Below are 16,222 nucleotides of genomic sequence, written 5' to 3'. Positions count from 1 at the left end.
GAGAAAGAAGATCAGCAGCACGTCGCCGGTCTCGTCCTCGATCAGCACCTTGTAGGGCGCGCGCGAGCGCGGCGGCGGGGCACGGTGCTCGGTGACGCGAGCCTTCAGCGTCACCACGACGTCGATCGGCGCCTCGGCGATCGGGGGCTGGTTGCGCCGGTCGATGACGGCATGTGGCAGGTGGAACAGCAGGTCCAAAATGCGTGCCGTGCCGTTGGCCGGCCCGAGCAGCCGGTCGAGCAGCTTGCCGGTCTTGGGCCCGATGCCGGGCAGGGCGGCGGCAGAGGCGAACAAAGGTGTCAGGAGGGTGGGTCGCATCGGGTTCCGGTGGCCGCGTGCTGCGGCGCGCGGACGCTAGCGCGGGCGGGCGCGCGCTTCAACGGGGCTGGCGATCCGTTGATCCCAGATTGGGACCATGTTAAGAGGTGGCAATGAGAGTTATCGCCCGCCGCACGCTGCGCGCGTTCATCGCGAGCCTGTCAGACGGGAGGGACCAGCAAGCGGTCAAAGCGTCTCTCGACGCCTGGTTCGATGAAGTCAGCGGAGCAACCTGGAAAAGTACGGCCGACATCAAAAAACGTTATGCGACGGCAAGTGTCGTCACCGCCGAACGAATCGTCTTCAACATCAAGGGTAACGATTATCGTCTCGTCGTGTCGGTGGATTTCCAGAAGGCGATCGTCTGGATCAAATGGATCGGGACCCACAAGGCTTACGACAAGATCGATGTGACGGAGGTGCGCCATGGCGGCTGAATTGAAACCGATCCGCACAGAGGCGGATTACGAAAACGCGCTTGCAGACGTGGCGCGCCTGTGGGGCGCGAAGACCGGCACCGCAAAAGGCGACCGGCTCGACGTGTTGGCGACCCTGATCGACGCCTATGAAGCACAGCACGATCCCATGGATCCGCCTGATCCGATTGACGCGATCGCATTTCGCATGGAGCAGCAGGGGTTGAGCCGAAAGGACCTCGAACCGCTCATCGGGACACGAGCGCGTGTTGCGGAGATCATGAACCGCCAGCGCAGCCTGTCCATGGCGATGATCCGGCGGCTCCACCAGCATCTTGGCATTTCCGCTGACGTCTTGATCCGTCCGACCGTCCCTGACAAGGCAGCATGACCCGGTCGTCTGAGCGCGAGCCTCAACGGCCGGGCGGCGGCTACGGTATGAGGGCGCGATCCGGTCGCAGACCGACCCTTTGATCGCTTGGTAGCCAGTCTGCTCTCGAATTTGCGCGGGTCAAGGACGGCGCGAAGCGCCGCCTGCTCCGCTGGTTTCATCCTTGACGCGCGCAAATTCGAGAGCGAGCCTCAGCCAAGCAATCAATGGGTTTTTCCGCGCAGACGCGGCTCCCCTTCTCCCATGAAGTGGGAGAAGGTGGCCTCGCGAAGCGAGGCCGGATGAGGGCGCTGGGTGGTTGCCTCGCCGTTGCGACTTTTCCGGCACCGCCCTCATCCGACCCTTGCTGACGCAAGGGTCACCTTCTCCCGCAAGCGGGAGAAGGGAGGACGCGGGAGGGGTCCTCATCCCCCGGAAATGATCTATATGGAAACCTCCAGCGGCACACCGCCGCGTCCCGAGCGTTTGAGGTCCCCATGTCCGTCTCGCGCACCAGCGAGGGGCTCGATGTCCGTCGCCGCCGTATCCTGTTCCGCGCCTGGCACCGCGGCACCCGCGAGATGGACCTAACCATGGGCCGCTTCGCCGACGAAAAGCTGCGCGATCTGCCGGAAGACGACCTTGCCGACCTCGAGGCCCTCTTGGAGATGCCCGACCGCGACGTGTTCTCCTGGCTGACCGGCGAGTTGGCCGTGCCGCCGGAGTTCGACACCCCGGTGTTCCACAAGGTGCGCGCCTTCCATACCCACGAGGGGCCGATTTTTACGTAGTGAGCGTCCCCCTCCCCCTTGCGGGGAGGGGACAGGGGTGGGGGTCGGGCCGCCCGAGCGATGCCGGGCGTCGGCTCGAACACTTCAGCTCATCGTCATCGTTGGCGCTGCTGGACCCCCACCCCCACCCCTCCCCGCAAGGGGGAGGGGAAGCCCCACGCCGTCCCACCTCAAATCGCCTGTTGCCTTCCGCCTCCAAATCCCCACCTATCGCGCTTCCCCCTTAGAACGAGCCCCGTGACCGATCTCAAACGCGCCGTCGCCGAACTGAAAAAGGGCGGCACCCTCACTCTCTCGTCGGTTCCCGAGGGGTACGACGCCTTCTGCGTCGCCGATCTCACGCGCTCGCTGGCCCGCGACGCCGAGCATCGCGCGGTGGTATTCGTTCATGTGTCGCGCGACGAGCAGCGGGCGCGCGCCTTCAACGAGGCGCTTGCCTTCGCCGATCCGCGCATCGAGGTGCTGGATTTTCCGGCCTGGGATTGCCAGCCCTACGACCGCGTGTCGCCGAACGCCGGGATCAGCGCGCGGCGGATGACCGCATTGTCGCGGCTGTCGGGCTCGCGCACCGCGGAAGACCGGCCGCGCATTCTCTCCACCACCATCAACGCCGTGCTGCAGCGCGTGCCGCCGCTCAAAAAAGTCGCGAAGGACACGTTTTCCGCCGCGCCCGGCAATGCCGTCGACATGGACGCGCTGGTGCAATGGTTGGAGATCAACGGCTTCTCCCGCAACTCCACCGTGCGCGACACCGGCGAATACGCGGTGCGCGGCGGGATTCTCGATCTGTTTGCGCCGGCTCTGCAGTCGCCAGTGCGGCTCGACTTCTTCGGCGATACGCTGGAGACGATCCGCGCCTTCGATCCCGAGAGTCAGCGCACCACCGGGCAGCTGCGCGGGCTAGACCTCGTGCCGATGAGCGAAGTGCAACTCACGACCGACACGATGAAGCACTTTCGTCAGGCCTATCTCAGCGAGTTCGGCGCGCAGACGCGCGGCGACATGCTCTACGAGACGATCAGCGAAGGCCGCCGGCATCCCGGTTACGAGCACTGGCTGCCGCTTTTCTACGACGATCTCGATACGATCTTCGCCTATACCGGCAACGCGCCGCTGATCCTCGACGCGCAGGTCAAGGAGGCCGCCGGCGAGCGCCTGGCGCAGATCGCGGATTACTACGATGCACGCAAGACGGCGCATGACGCGTCGCCGAACAACTCGCCCTACAAGCCGCTGAAGCCGGACGCGCTGTATCTCACGACGTCGGAATGGACCAAGTTGCTCGCCACCCGCTCGCACGTCCAGGTCAGCGCCCATACGCAGCCGGAAGGCGGCAGCGGCCCGATCGTCGATTGCGGCGGCCATCTCGGGCGCTCGTTTGCCCCTGAACGCGCCGACGACAGCAAGAACGTCTTTGAAGCCGCGGTCGAACATGTCCGCGCCAAGCAGGCCGCCGGCAAGCAGGTGATTCTCGCCGGCTGGTCCGACGGGTCGCGCGAACGTCTCGCCGGCGTGCTTGCCGACCATGGTTTGAAGCAGACCGAGCCGGTCTCGGCCTTGGTCCAAGCCACCGCCTTGCGCGGAAAAGCGGCGCTGGCCGTGTTCGGGCTGGAGCAGGGTTTTGAGACCGACGAATTCGTCGTCATCAGCGAGCAGGACATTCTCGGCGATCGACTCGTCCGCAAGCGCAAGAGCGCCAAGCGCGCCGCCAATTTTCTCTCCGAGATCGGCTCGCTCAGCGAAGGCGACATCGTCGTTCACGCCAACCACGGCATCGCCCGCTTCATCGGCCTCAAGCCGATCGAGGCGGCGGGCATGCCGCACGATTGTTTGGAGCTGCACTACGCCGAAGGCGCAAAACTGTTCCTGCCGGTCGAAAATCTCGAGCTTCTGTCGCGTTACGGCTCGGAAGATGCCGAGGCGCAGTTGGACCGCCTTGGGGGCGCCGGCTGGCAGAAGCGCAAGGCCAAGATGCGCAAGCGCGTCCTGGAAATGGCGGCAGGCCTGATGAAGATCGCCGCCGCGCGCGCGCTGAAGGAGGGCACCAAACTCATTCCGCCGGATGGCCCCTATGAGGAATTCGCCGCCGGCTTCCCCTACGACGAGACGGAAGACCAGCTCACCACCATCGACGCCGTGCTCGACGACATGGCGTCGGGCAAGCCGATGGATCGCCTGGTGTGCGGCGACGTCGGCTTCGGCAAGACCGAGGTCGCGCTGCGCGCCGCGTTCACCGCGGCGATCAACGGCAAGCAGGTCGCGCTCATCGTGCCGACGACTTTGCTCGCCCGCCAGCATTTTAAGAATTTCGTCAACCGCTTCGCGCATCTCCCGATCAACGTCGCGCAGCTGTCCCGCATGGTCAGCGCGGCGGACATGAAGACTGCGAAGGCCGGCATCGCGACGGGCGAAATCGACATCGTCGTCGGCACCCACGCCGTGCTTGGCAAGGCCATCGACTTCAAGGACCTGGGGCTGGTGATCGTCGACGAGGAGCAGCATTTTGGCGTCAAGCACAAGGAGCGCCTGAAGGATATGCGCGCGGAAGTGCATGTGCTGACGCTGTCGGCGACGCCGATCCCGCGCACGCTGCAGCTGGCGATGACCGGGGTCCGCGATCTGTCCATCATCGCCACGCCGCCGGTCGATCGTCTCGCCGTGCGCACCTTCGTCACGCCGTTCGACGAACTGCTGGTGCGCGAGGCGCTGCTGCGCGAACGCTATCGCGGCGGCCAGAGTTTTTATGTCTGCCCGCGCATCGAATATCTCGACGAGGCGCTTTCGTTCCTGCGCCAGAGCGTGCCGGAAGCGAAAGTCGTCGTCGCGCACGGCCAGATGCCGCCGACCGAACTCGAAGAAAAGATGTCGGCGTTTTACGACGGCAAGTACGACATCTTGCTGTCGACGACGATCATCGAATCCGGCCTCGACATCCCGACCGCCAACACGCTGATCGTGCATCGCGCCGACATGTTCGGCCTCTCGCAGCTCTACCAGCTGCGTGGCCGCGTCGGTCGCTCCAAAACCCGCGCCTATGCGCTGTTCACGCTTCCGGCCAACAAGACGGTGACCGCGCAAGCCGAGCGGCGCCTCAAAGTGCTGGATTCGCTGGATACGCTGGGCGCCGGGTTCCAGCTCGCCAGCCATGATCTCGACATCCGCGGCGCCGGCAATCTGTTGGGCGACGAACAGTCCGGCCACATCAAGGAGGTCGGCTTCGAGCTCTACCAGGAGATGCTGCAGGAGGCGATCCAGGCGCTGCAATCGGGGATCGAGGAACCGGCGGACGAGGCCTGGTCACCGCAGATTTCCACCGGCACGCCTGTCACTATTCCGGAGGACTATATCGAGGATCCGCAGCTCCGCGTCAGCCTCTACCGCCGCATGGCGACGCTCGAGACCGACGACGAGATCGAAGGGTTTGCCGCCGAGCTGATCGACCGGTTCGGCCCGTTGCCGTCGGAGGTCGAACAGCTGATGAAGCTCGTCGCCATCAAGGCGCTCTGCCGCCGCGCCAACGTCGAAAAGGTCGACGCCGGGCCGAAGGGCGTGATCATCGCCTTCCGCGAAAACGCCTTCGCCAACCCGGCCGGGCTTGTGCGCTTCGTCACGGAGCAGGGCTCGGACGCCAAGGTGCGGCCGGACATGAAGATCGTCTTCATCCGCGATTTCGCCAACACCAAGACGCGGTTGGAAGGCACGCGGACAATCCTGCGGACATTGGCGGCTATTGCTTTGAAAAAGGCGGCGTGAGTCATTTTTAGTTTGGTCTAAACTTGAGCAGCGGCGGCGCCCCTGCAAGGTACCGCGATCCCGACAGGTTGAACCGTCAGGTGTTTTTCGATGTCGCAATTGCCCATGAAGATTATCGGATTTTCGTTCGACGAGCTGGCGCACTATACCTGCGCGCAAATCGCATCGTTCTATCCCGACGGCAGCCGGGACGACAATTATCGTGCGATCCGGAAGAGCCTTGCGGTCGCGCTCGAGCGGCTGTCGGTCTGCACGAAGAAAGTCGTGCAGTGGAGGCTGGACGAGTTCGATCCGATGAATTCGTCGCAACATTCCACCTTTCTATACCTTCTGGCGAACACGGTGTGGCGCGATACGGCGAGCGAGGCGGTCCCGACGAAGCTGTTCTTGCTCAACAAGGCGCTTCACGGCATCGAAATGTTCTTCAAGATTGAAATGCCGCCGGTATTTCTGCTCGGCCATACCGTCGGTATCGTTTTGAGCAACACGACCTATGGAAACTACTTTGCCATCTTCCAGAACTCCACGGTCGGGCGGCTCGGCAACGATCGGCCGACGATCGGGAAGGGCGTTCTGATGTTCCCCAACACCTCCATCGTCGGGCGGTGCAACATCGGCGACAACACGACGATCAGCCAGGGGACGTATGTCGTCAATACGGACTCACCGGGCAACGTCACGATCTTCTCGTCAGGGGGCCGGCATCCCCTGATCAAGTGCGGGCGCTCGAACGCGATCGAGCTTTATTTCCGCGACATGGATCTGTGACGACGGGGGCTTGGAAACTAGCGCTGCCACAGCCGTGCGACCGCGATGGAGCCTTCGCGGATCGTCGGGAACTCATGGCGGTCTCTCGAGTAAATCTCTTTTTCGGGGCGCTTGCCGGTGAGGTCGTAATTCCGCCTGCGGAATTCGCGTTTGACCGCGACAACCGCCAGGCGGGCGAGGCGTAAGGCCAATCTCTGCGGGCCGGTGGCATAAGACGTCATGATGACCGGGACGAACTTCGCGTCCTTCAGCATCAGCCCTGCCAGGAACAGATAGTAGACGACACGGGATTTCCACATGCGCCCGGCGTTCGGGCATAGTTGAACGGCCTTGTAGAAAATGATGGTCAGGTCGAAGATGTCGGCGAGTGCCGGATCGAGGCGCGAGGCCATGACGTTGTCAAAGACCTTGCCATCCTTCACGTTCAGAGACTCGAACTCCAGCGCTTTTGCTTTCAGCAGCTTCGACTCTTGTGAAAAGCCGACGCTCTTCGGCGAGGTGCCCGTCCAGAACAGCGGCTCTTCGAAACGGTAGTGCCGTGGTGCACTGAGCGCTAGGATGGCCGCGGAGGACGCGTCCGGCGTGTCGCCGTAGTAGAATTTGCCGCCCGCTCCCGCCTTGATGCTTTCGACGTAGCTTCTTTTGATCAGCCCTGTGGTGTAGAGCTGCGGAAGATACATGTAATCGATCAGCGAAATCAGGCATAAAAAGATCGATATATTGTTGTTTAAATAGGCCTTCTTCGGGTAGTAACTGTAATAGAGGACGCTGTCACCTTGGAGTTCCTGGCAGCCGTCCCAGGTGTAATAGGCGCGTCGGAACGTTATGGCGTCGACATCTAACGTGTCGATTGCAAGAGCATCCAGTCTCTCGAAAAAAGATGGCATCAGTCCGTCGTCGTCGCCGAGGATCGTGATCCAGCGACCACGCGTCTGGGTGATGACAAACTCGAAGTGCAAGACCATCGACAGTGGCGTCTCGGGTTTGACGTATCTGAAGCGTGGATCCGTAATCGTTTCGAGATAGGCGGCCGTGCCATCTGTCGAATGATTGTCGCTGATGATCAGCTCGAAATCCTGAGACGGCTGCGAAAGAACGGTCTCGATAGTATAAGGCAGGTACTTGAGGCCATTACGCGTGGGTATGACTATGGAAAACTTCGGACTGTCGTTCATATCCATCGCCGCCTGCCTTGTTTCTATAGATTTCTCGGGTTCTATAGATGTCTCGGCTGGCTATCACGCGGATATGATGGTTGCAACGGATGTTCCTGTTGCGCGGATGGCGCGCCGCAGGTCGCTGCCGTGACGGCGGGATCCCGTACATCGCCGGCCGCGGGATCCGATGCGAGAGCGGTGCGGCCGTGATCGCGTCGTCACGGCCGCGTGCGGCGTCCCGCCCTTTCGGCACTTATCCATGCACGCTGCGTCGGGGCGTTGGCTTTACTTCGCGAACTTCCCTTCGCGGATCAGCGTCGCGATCGGCGTGCGGCCGTTGGGCTTCTCCTTGGCCTTCTTGTCGTCCGGCAGCTCGGCCGGAGGCACCTGGCGGCCGATGGCGAGGGCGATTTCGACGCGGTAGTCCGCGGGGATGTCGAGCTCGATGGCGGTGCGGTCGAGATCGAAGCCGACCATCGCATGCGCGGCCCAGCCGCTCATCTGCGCCTGCAGGGCGAGGTAGCCCCAGGCGGCGCCGGCATCCAGCGAGTGGCTGTAGGACTGGATCGGAATCTCCTTGCCGGGGACCGACATCGAGATCTTGGAGATCAGGATCACCAGCACCGCGGTGTCCTTGGCCCAGCCCTGGTTGCCGGGAACCAGCAGGTTGAGGAACGTGTCCCACATCGGCGTGTCGCGGCGGGCGTAGAGGAAGCGCCAGGGCTGCGAGTTGTAGGAGGACGGCGCCCAGCGCGCGGCCTCGAAGATCGTCAGCAGGTCGGCTTCGGACATCGCCTCGCCGGTAAAGGCGCGCGGCGAAAACCGCTCGAGGAAAATCGGGTTGATCGGGTGGTCGGCGGTACGGCCATTCGGGCTTTGCATCAGGCATCCGTGTCGTTGGAGGTCGGACGACCAGCCAAGCCTGAAAACGCGGGTGGCGCAAGACGCGGACGCGCCGGGCGGGCGGAAAGCACACGCTCTCCGCCCGCCCGGGCTGCCGCCGCCAAAAGGGTCAGCGGATGACGCTGGCCGGCTTGCCGGCGACGCGACGGTTGTCCGCGTGGCGCTCGCGGTGGGTCACGCCGGCGTCCTTGGTGCCCTTGGCGCCGGTCGCCTTGACGAGGTGATGGCCGGTCTTGTGATGCGCGACGTGCAGCTTATGAGCGTGACGCAGATGCGCGACGTGCAGGCGATGGCCCTTGGTCGCGATCCTGGTGTGATGCGTCATCGCGGTGTGCGTCTTGCCGATATGCGTCGTCGCGGCATGCGTCGTGGTCACCGTCTTGGCGGAGACGTCGGCAAGCGTGCCGGTCGCGAGAACGAGGCCGAGGGCGGCGGCGGCGAAAAATTTGAGGCGGCTGGTCATGACAGGATCCTGGGAGGTTAGAACCCGCTCGGTTGAGCGTGGCCTGACCCTAGGAGTCTTCGTCTGAACGGCGGTGGAAGAGCGCGTTCACCCATCCTTCACGCGTCGGACGCCGATTGGTCGCCCGGGCCGCGCCAGGACCGGTAGCGCCACGACCCGTAGCGCCACGGTCTGGACCAGTGCGATTCGGATGGCAGCGCCGACGCCACGGGATCGTAGCCGGAGGCGCTCCAGGGATGGCAGCGGCACAGCCGCGCCGTGCCCATCCAGCCGCCGGCCCACAGGCCGTGCGTGTTTATCGCCTGGTCCATGTAGTCCGAGCAAGTCGGCAAGTACCGGCACTGGCGCCCGACCAGCCCCGAAAACGTGAGTTGGTAGAAGCGGATAGCAGCGTGGGCGGCATGCTGCGCGAGCGACGACATGGTCGTGCGGATCCCTTATCCCCGATTGTGTGGCAGTTATACACTGGTTGAGATGCCTCGTTGCAGACATAGTGCGATCAACGCTGAATCGTTTCAACAAAAGGTGACCGGTGCGCTTCTCCTCCGCTCTACGTCTGGCTGCGAGCATCAGTGCCGTAAGCATCGCGATCCCGGCCTTTGCCGCCGATCTTCCGTCGCGTGCCGTCGCCCCGGCCTATGTCGATCCGGCGCCGATTTTTACGGTGATCATCGCCGCTGGTCCTGAAGTCACGCCGAGCTTTCCCGGTTCGAAAAGCTACACCGTCCTGCCGAGCGTCCACCTGGCCTATCTGAAGCCCGGCGAGCACGACCCCTTCTACACGCCGGACGACTCCTTCGACTTCCGTATCCTCGACACCGGCTGGCTCAAGGCCGGTCCCGCCGCGAACTTCCTCAACCGTCGCGGCCTGTCGGACGGCAATGGCCAGTTCTTCGGCCTGCACAATGTCCGTGACTCGGTCGAGCTTGGCGGCTTCGTCGAACTCTGGCCCTTCCAGGATCATCTCCGTATTCGCGGCGAAGTCCGCAAGGCCGTCTCCGGTTACGACGGCGTCGTCGGCTCGATCGGTGCCGACGCAATCGGCCGTTTCGGGCCGTTCCAGGCTTCGCTCGGTCCGCGCGTCAAGTTCGGCGATCAGCGCTACGTCAACAACTTCTTCAGCATCACCCCGACCGAAGCGGCGCTCAACGGCCGGGTCAATGCCTATCAGGCAAGCTCGGGCCTGACCTCGGTCGGCGCCTACGCGACCGTCCGTTACGACTTCAACTCGACCTACAGCGCCACCCTGTTCGGCGGTTACGATCGTCTGGCCTCCAGCGTCGGCAGCAGCCCGGTCGCGACCGTTCTCGGAACGCGCGATCAGTTCACCGGCGGCGTCACCCTGGCCTACACGTTCGGCTTCAAGGGCTTTGGCATCATGGGTTACTAAAACCCATCGGCCGGGACGTCCCGGCCGATCTGCCTCATCGAAGACAAAAAAAGCGCCCCTCGTGGGCGCTTTTTTATGGCGCCGCCGCCTCGCGCGCTTCGATCTGCGTCACGGCATCGACCGTGGCCTCGAAGGCCAGTAGCGTCGAGGCATGCCGCGCCTTGAAATCGCGGACCGGCTCAAGCACGGCAACCTCCGCCCAGGCCCCGTCCGGCGGCGCGCCATTCTCTTTCAGCATCGCGCGCACCTGATCGCGCACGGCCCGAAGCTCCGGTGCCGTCGATCCGATGACGTGCCGCGCCATGATCGCGGCGGCGGCCTGGCCCAGCGCGCAGGCCTTCACGTCCTGTGCGAAATCGACAACCCTGCCATCGCGCATTGCGAGATCAACAATGATTGTCGAGCCGCACAGCTTCGAGTGCGCCTTGGCGCTCGCCTGTGGTGCGGCAAGACGCCCCTGGAGAGGGATATTCCCGGCGAGCTCCAGGATGCGTTGGTTGTAAATCGTATCAAGCATGGTTTTTGAAAAATCCGTCCCGATGACGTGCGATCAGGCTTCCTATATAGGTGGCGCAACCCGCGCGGACGAGACCGCGTGTCGTAGACGCTGGAAGCAAGCTCGCTGTATGGCTTTGCGTTCTTTGATGACCCCTAACTTGGAGGCGCCACGTGGATGATGTGGTTAAGACCTTGCTGACCCGCGCGAAGCCCCAGCCGATCGCAAGCAAGCCGAGCCGTGAAGAAGCCGAAGCCGCGGTGCGGGTTCTGCTCGCCTATTCCGGCGACGATCCCAACCGCGAAGGCCTGCGCGATACGCCGCGCCGCGTGGTCGCCTCCTACGACGAGCTGTATGGCGGCTATCGCATGGACGCCGCCGAGGTCCTGACCCGCGTCTTCGAGGACGTGCATGGCTATGACGATCTCGTCCTGGTGCGCGACATTCCCTTCTTCTCGCATTGCGAGCACCACATGGTGCCGTTCACCGGACGCGCGCAGATCGCCTACTATCCGAGCGACGAGGGCGTCGTCGGCCTGTCGAAGCTTGCTCGGCTGGTCGATGTCTTCGCCCGGCGCCTGCAGACCCAGGAAGCGCTGACGGCGCAGATCATCGCGGCGATCGAGCTCAACCTGCGGCCGCGCGGCTGCGCGGTGATGATCGAAGCCGAGCACATGTGCATGTCGATGCGCGGTGTCCGCAAGCACGGGACATCGACGGTGACGACGCAGTTCAGCGGCCTGTTCCGCACCGATCCGACCGAGCAGGTCCGCTTCATCAGCCTTCTCCGCCACGGCGGGTCGCGGTGACCCCTCCCTACCGGGACAAGCGCTGGTGACGGCCGAAGCCGGCACCCTGTCGAAGATCGAGCTGGAGGAGGGTTCGTTCTTCGCGCCCCGCTTCGATCGCGACGGGCTGATCACCTGCGTCACCGTGGATGCGGCCGACGGCACCGTGCTCATGGTCGCGCATATGAACGCGGAGGCGCTGCGCCTGACGCTGGAGACCGGCATCGCCCATTACTGGTCGCGGTCGCGCCAGGCGCTCTGGCGCAAGGGCGATACGTCGGGGCAGACGCAAGCCGTCGTCGATGTGCGCACCGACTGCGACCAGGACGCGCTCCTGATGCGGGTCCGGCCCGGCGGCGACGGCGGCGCCTGCCATACCGGCCGGCGATCCTGCTTTTACCGCATTGTGACGTCAGACAGCGCAGGCCCGGCGCTGGCGATCGATCCGCTCTGAAGCAAACACGCTTTTTCGGGTGTTGCCGGAGCCAAGGGTTCATCAACGGTTTGGGACCATGCTGTCGGTTGGTCACTCAGGATTTTTCACGCGTTCATGCTGTTTTCGCTCTCCAGACGCTCGGATGATCACATGATCGCGCCGATCGTGCCTCACGTTCCCGGCCGCCCGGTGATCGGACTTGCCCTCGGCGCCGGCTCGGCCCGCGGCTGGGCCCACATCGGCGTTCTTCGCGAACTCGCCGACCACGGCATCCACCCCGACGTCGTCGCCGGCACCTCCATCGGGGCGGTGGTGGGCGGCGCCTATGCCGCCGGAAAGCTCGACACGCTGGAAGCCTTTGCCCGCGGCCTCAACCGTCGTCGCGTCTTCACCTTGATGGACCTGTCGTTTCAAGGCACGGGGCTGATTGCGGGCGCCCGCCTGAAACGCCGGTTGAACCGTGATCTGGTGGGGCTCGCCATCGAGGCCTTGCCGATTCCCTTCGCCGCCGTCGCCGCCGAGATGGCGACCGGCCGCGAAGTGGTGATGACCGAGGGCGACCTGGTCGAATCCATCCGCGCGTCCTACGCGCTGCCGGGCATCTTCGAGCCGATCCTGGTCGACGGCCGCTGGATCTTCGACGGCGCGCTGGCCAATCCCGTCCCGGTGTCCGTCTGTCGGTCCCTCGGCGCGGATGTGGTGATCGCGGTGAACCTGTCCGCCGACATCAGCCGCGCCGCATCCGAGACCGATCCGGGTCTGTCGGTCGAGCCGGAGCTGGATGAGTTGGTCTCCGCCGCCGTCACCGAGTCGATCGCGGCTCCCTTCGAGGTCAAGAAGAAACGCCGGCGCATCTTCGCCCGGCGGCGGCTGTTCACCAAGCGCGCGGACGGCGGCGCGCCGGGGATCGCCAGCGTCATGATGGACGCCTTCGCGATCTCGCAGGACCATATCTCGCGCGAGCGCCTCGCCGCCGATCCGCCCGACATCATGATCAACGCGCGGCTGACCACCTGCGGCTCGTTCGATTTTCATCGCGCCGCCCAACTCATCGAGTACGGGCGCGTCGCGACGCGGCGCGCGATGCCGGCCATCGAAGCATTGCTCGGTGAGGCGAAGGTGACCGCTTAAAGCTTAGGGGATGTCCTTCGCCGTCATTGCGAGCGCAGCGAAGCAACCAAGGGCAGCCTGAACATCGTTGCCGGGCGCCGCGGCCCCTGGGTTGCTTCGCCTTCGGCTCGCAAAGATGGGGCTTAGGCGGTGGCGATGTACTCGCGCAGCGCGGACTGTTCTTCTTCCATCTGCGCCAGCCGGAACTTGATCGCATCGCCGACGGACACGATGCCGACAAGCCTGTCGTTCACCACGATGGGCATGTGGCGGAATCGCCCTTTGCTCATCTTGCCGACGACCTCGAGGACGGATTCCTCCTCGGTCGCCGTGACGATGTTTTTCGTCATATAATTGGAGACGGGGTCTTCCAGGGCGTCGGCGCCATGCTGGGCGATGGCGCGCACGACGTCGCGCTCCGATACAATTCCCTGCATCTTGCCCTGGGGATCGGTTATGATCAGGGCGCCGATGTGCTTCGCCGCGAGCGCATCGACCACGTCACGGAGCGTATTGTGCGGCTGCATGGTGACGACGTCACGTCCCTTGCTGGCAAGAATACGGGCAACGGTCATTTTTGCCTCCCTTTAACCTACTGTCACAATTGCAGCTTTTAACGTGTGCGCCACGATGACTCTTGAAAAGGGCGAGAGCAACCGTCGTAATGACGAGGCTCATCCCCCAAACGACTAGATGATGGCGTCCGCCGAATTGGAACTTTAGGGTCGGTCGCGCAACGCGACGCGCGCAACGATCGAGGAATATACATGAGCGACGGGGAAAACCTGGTGTCCAAATCCGAGGCGCCCACAGGTCGGGAAGCCGATGGCGTCGCGACCACGAACGACGGCGCGAGCGCGAACGGCGAGGCCTCGCCGGCCGCCAATATCGCGCTGATGGATACGCTGGGCGACCTCGCCCACCATCCCGATGAGCTGGCGCAATCGCCGCAACGCTTCATCAACCGCGAGTTGTCGTGGTTGGAGTTCAACCGTCGGGTGCTTCAGGAAGCCTCCAACCGCAACCACCCGCTCCTCGAGCAGCTTCGCTTCCTTTCGATCTCCGCGAACAACCTCGACGAATTTTTCATGGTCCGCGTCGCCGGCCTGCGCGGGCAGATGCGTGAAGGCGTGACGGAAGTGTCCGACGACGGTCTGTCGCCTGCGGAACAGCTCGTGAAGATCCGCGAAGGGGTTACGCACCTCGCGGCGGAGCAGCAACGCCGCTGGCAGGAGCTGCGCGGCGAGATCGCCAAGATCGGCATCGTCCTCGTCGACCCGTCCGATCTCAGCAAGGCCGAGCTCGAATATCTCGAGCATCACTTCACAACGCATGTCTTTCCGGTGCTGACGCCGCTCGCCATCGACCCGGCGCATCCGTTTCCGTTCATTCCCAACCTGGGATTCTCGATCGCGCTGGAGCTGGTGCGCCCCGGTGACCGAAAACACCTGCGTGCCCTGATCCGTCTGCCCGCCAAGATCGACCGCTTCGTGCATCTGCCGGCCGTCGAAGGCGGCCCACAACGTTTCGTGTCAAACGAGACGCTTGTCGGCATGTTCACGCAGATGCTGTTCCCCGGATATCTCCTGAAGGGCTCCGGCGCCTTCCGGGTGATCCGCGACAGCGACCTCGAAATCGAGGAAGAGGCGGAAGATCTCGTCCTGTTGTTCGAATCCGCGCTCAAGCGGCGTCGCCGCGGGTCCGTCATCAAGCTCGAATTCGACAGTCTGATGCCCGGCAGCCTGCGCACCTTCATCGCCGATGAGCTCGACGTCATTCCCGACGAGAGCTTCGTTCTCGACGGCATGCTGGCGCTGAACGAGCTCTCCGAGATCGTCAGCCTCGACCGGCCGGACTTGAAATTCAAACCCTACAATCCGCGCTTTCCCGAGCGCGTGCGCGACAACGGCGGCGATTGCTTTCTGGCGATCCGCCAGAAGGATCTGGTGGTTCATCACCCCTACGAATCCTTCGACGTGGTGGTGCAATATCTCAACCAGGCGGCGCGCGATCCCAATGTCGTGGCGATCAAGCAGACGCTTTATCGCACCTCGTCGGACAGCCCGATCGTTCGCGCTCTGATCGAGGCGGCCGAGGCCGGCAAGTCGGTGACCGCGCTCGTCGAGCTGAAGGCGCGCTTCGACGAGGCCGCCAACATCCGCTGGGCGCGCGATCTCGAGCGCGCCGGGGCGCAAGTCGTGTTCGGCTTCATCGAGCTGAAGACGCACGGCAAACTGTCGATGGTGGTGCGCCGCGAAGGTGGGGCGTTGATCACCTATTGCCATATCGGCACCGGCAACTATCACCCCAACACCGCGAAGATCTACACCGACGTGTCGTTCTTTACGGCGGACCCGGCGATCGGCCGCGACGTCTCGCGGATCTTCAACTTCATCACCGGCTACGCCGAGCCGATCGGTCTCGAACGGCTGTCGGTCTCGCCGATCTCGCTGCGCGCGCGGTTCATGCAGAACCTCGAGGCGGAGATCGACAATGCCAAGGCCGGCAAGAAGGCGTCGATCTGGATCAAGTGCAATTCGCTGGTCGATGCCAACATCATCGATGCGCTGTACCGCGCCAGCCAGGCCGGCGTTCAGATCGATTGCGTGGTGCGCGGCATCTGCTGCCTGCGCCCCGGCCTGCCGGGTCTGTCCGAAAACATCCGGGTCAAATCGATCATCGGACGGTTTCTGGAACACGCGCGCATCTACTGCTTCGGCAACGGCCATGCGCTGCCGCACCCCAAGGCGCTGGTCTACGTCTCCTCGGCAGACCTGATGCAGCGCAATCTCAACCGCCGCGTCGAAATCATGGCGCCGATCCTCAACCCGACGGTGCATGAACAGGTTCTGGATCAGATCATGGTGGCGAACATGCTCGACAACCAGCAGTCCTATCGCGTATCGCCGGATGGTTCGAGTTCGCGGATGAGCCCGCGGCCGGGCGAGGAACCGTTCAATGCGCATTCGTACTTCATGACGAATCCCAGCCTCTCCGGCCGTGGCCAAAGTCTGAAGGATTCGAGCCCGCGCCAGCTGTTCAAGCGTTTGGAGAGTCGCTGAT

16 protein-coding genes and 1 pseudogene are annotated in these 16,222 nt (G+C 63.7%); 10 read left to right on the top strand and 7 right to left on the bottom strand.

Annotated elements, in window-relative coordinates; genetic code table 11:
* Positions 1–318: pseudogene (locus GSQ79_RS28120) on the bottom strand (ATP-dependent DNA helicase RecG); the annotation flags it as partial.
* A gap of 113 nt (positions 319–431) precedes the next feature.
* On the opposite strand from GSQ79_RS28120, the gene GSQ79_RS28115 reads away from it, so the two are divergent.
* From GSQ79_RS28115 to GSQ79_RS28095, 5 genes are all read left to right on the top strand, one after another.
* The gene (locus GSQ79_RS28115; RefSeq protein ID WP_158812043.1) at positions 432–755 is read left to right on the top strand and encodes a type II toxin-antitoxin system HigB family toxin; all 324 of its coding nucleotides are present in this window, start codon (positions 432–434) and stop codon (positions 753–755) included.
* The gene (locus GSQ79_RS28110) at positions 745–1,125 is read left to right on the top strand and encodes a type II toxin-antitoxin system HigA family antitoxin (RefSeq protein WP_158812042.1); all 381 of its coding nucleotides are present in this window, start codon (positions 745–747) and stop codon (positions 1,123–1,125) included. The genes GSQ79_RS28115 and GSQ79_RS28110 overlap by 11 nt, the downstream gene beginning before the upstream one ends.
* A 476-nt stretch (positions 1,126–1,601) precedes the next feature.
* On the top strand, positions 1,602–1,895 hold the full coding sequence (locus tag GSQ79_RS28105) for a succinate dehydrogenase assembly factor 2 (RefSeq protein ID WP_158812041.1): 294 nt from the start codon (positions 1,602–1,604) through the stop codon (positions 1,893–1,895).
* A 237-nt stretch (positions 1,896–2,132) separates the two neighbouring features.
* Complete coding sequence (gene mfd, locus GSQ79_RS28100) at positions 2,133–5,648, top strand: transcription-repair coupling factor (protein WP_246725640.1); 3,516 nt, start codon at positions 2,133–2,135, stop codon at positions 5,646–5,648.
* A gap of 90 nt (positions 5,649–5,738) precedes the next feature.
* Complete coding sequence (locus tag GSQ79_RS28095; protein WP_158812039.1) at positions 5,739–6,416, top strand: hypothetical protein; 678 nt, start codon at positions 5,739–5,741, stop codon at positions 6,414–6,416.
* Between the two features lie 17 nt (positions 6,417–6,433).
* On the opposite strand, the gene GSQ79_RS28090 is transcribed toward GSQ79_RS28095, so the two are convergent.
* The 4 genes from GSQ79_RS28090 to yidD form a co-directional block, all read right to left on the bottom strand.
* On the bottom strand, positions 6,434–7,597 hold the full coding sequence (locus tag GSQ79_RS28090; protein WP_158812038.1) for a glycosyltransferase family A protein: 1,164 nt from the start codon (positions 7,595–7,597) through the stop codon (positions 6,434–6,436).
* A gap of 261 nt (positions 7,598–7,858) precedes the next feature.
* Positions 7,859–8,455: a nitroreductase family protein gene (locus GSQ79_RS28085; protein WP_158812037.1), complete on the bottom strand. Its 597-nt coding sequence runs from the start codon at positions 8,453–8,455 to the stop codon at positions 7,859–7,861.
* A gap of 130 nt (positions 8,456–8,585) precedes the next feature.
* Positions 8,586–8,939 carry a hypothetical protein gene (locus GSQ79_RS28080; RefSeq protein WP_158812036.1) on the bottom strand — a complete coding sequence of 118 codons (354 nt, stop codon included), beginning with the start codon at positions 8,937–8,939 and terminating at the stop codon, positions 8,586–8,588.
* Positions 8,940–9,037: 98 nt separating this feature from the next.
* Positions 9,038–9,361, bottom strand: coding sequence for a membrane protein insertion efficiency factor YidD (gene yidD, locus GSQ79_RS28075; protein WP_158812035.1), 324 nt, complete (start codon positions 9,359–9,361; stop codon positions 9,038–9,040).
* A gap of 110 nt (positions 9,362–9,471) precedes the next feature.
* Between yidD and GSQ79_RS28070 the strand changes: the two genes are divergently transcribed.
* Positions 9,472–10,329: a MipA/OmpV family protein gene (locus GSQ79_RS28070; protein WP_158812034.1), complete on the top strand. Its 858-nt coding sequence runs from the start codon at positions 9,472–9,474 to the stop codon at positions 10,327–10,329.
* A gap of 73 nt (positions 10,330–10,402) precedes the next feature.
* On the opposite strand, the gene GSQ79_RS28065 is transcribed toward GSQ79_RS28070, so the two are convergent.
* A complete protein-coding gene (locus GSQ79_RS28065) occupies positions 10,403–10,846 on the bottom strand; it encodes an iron-sulfur cluster assembly scaffold protein (protein ID WP_158812033.1) in 444 nt (147 codons plus the stop codon).
* 152 nt (positions 10,847–10,998) lie between these two features.
* On the opposite strand from GSQ79_RS28065, the gene folE reads away from it, so the two are divergent.
* From folE to GSQ79_RS28050, 3 genes are all read left to right on the top strand, one after another.
* Positions 10,999–11,634, top strand: a complete 636-nt coding sequence (folE, locus tag GSQ79_RS28060) for a GTP cyclohydrolase I FolE (RefSeq protein ID WP_158812032.1) — start codon at positions 10,999–11,001, stop codon at positions 11,632–11,634.
* 25 nt (positions 11,635–11,659) lie between these two features.
* Complete coding sequence (gene hisI, locus GSQ79_RS28055) at positions 11,660–12,067, top strand: phosphoribosyl-AMP cyclohydrolase (protein WP_246725639.1); 408 nt, start codon at positions 11,660–11,662, stop codon at positions 12,065–12,067.
* 132 nt (positions 12,068–12,199) lie between these two features.
* Positions 12,200–13,180 (top strand): patatin-like phospholipase family protein, encoded by a 981-nt coding sequence (locus tag GSQ79_RS28050; RefSeq protein WP_246725638.1) that lies wholly within the window; start codon positions 12,200–12,202, stop codon positions 13,178–13,180.
* Positions 13,181–13,302: 122 nt separating this feature from the next.
* Here the strand turns inward: GSQ79_RS28050 and GSQ79_RS28045 are convergent, their stop codons facing one another.
* Positions 13,303–13,734 carry a CBS domain-containing protein gene (locus tag GSQ79_RS28045; RefSeq protein ID WP_158812030.1) on the bottom strand — a complete coding sequence of 144 codons (432 nt, stop codon included), beginning with the start codon at positions 13,732–13,734 and terminating at the stop codon, positions 13,303–13,305.
* A gap of 321 nt (positions 13,735–14,055) precedes the next feature.
* Here GSQ79_RS28045 and GSQ79_RS28040 point away from each other — a divergent pair, with 321 nt between their 5' ends.
* Complete coding sequence (locus GSQ79_RS28040; RefSeq protein WP_246725641.1) at positions 14,056–16,221, top strand: RNA degradosome polyphosphate kinase; 2,166 nt, start codon at positions 14,056–14,058, stop codon at positions 16,219–16,221.
* Position 16,222 lies beyond the last annotated feature (1 nt).

Source organism: Beijerinckia sp. L45 (genome assembly GCF_009765775.1).
GTDB lineage: Bacteria > Pseudomonadota > Alphaproteobacteria > Rhizobiales > Beijerinckiaceae > RH-AL1.
Note: the sequence above shows the minus strand (reverse complement) of the source record. Positions and strands in the feature narration are given on the sequence as shown.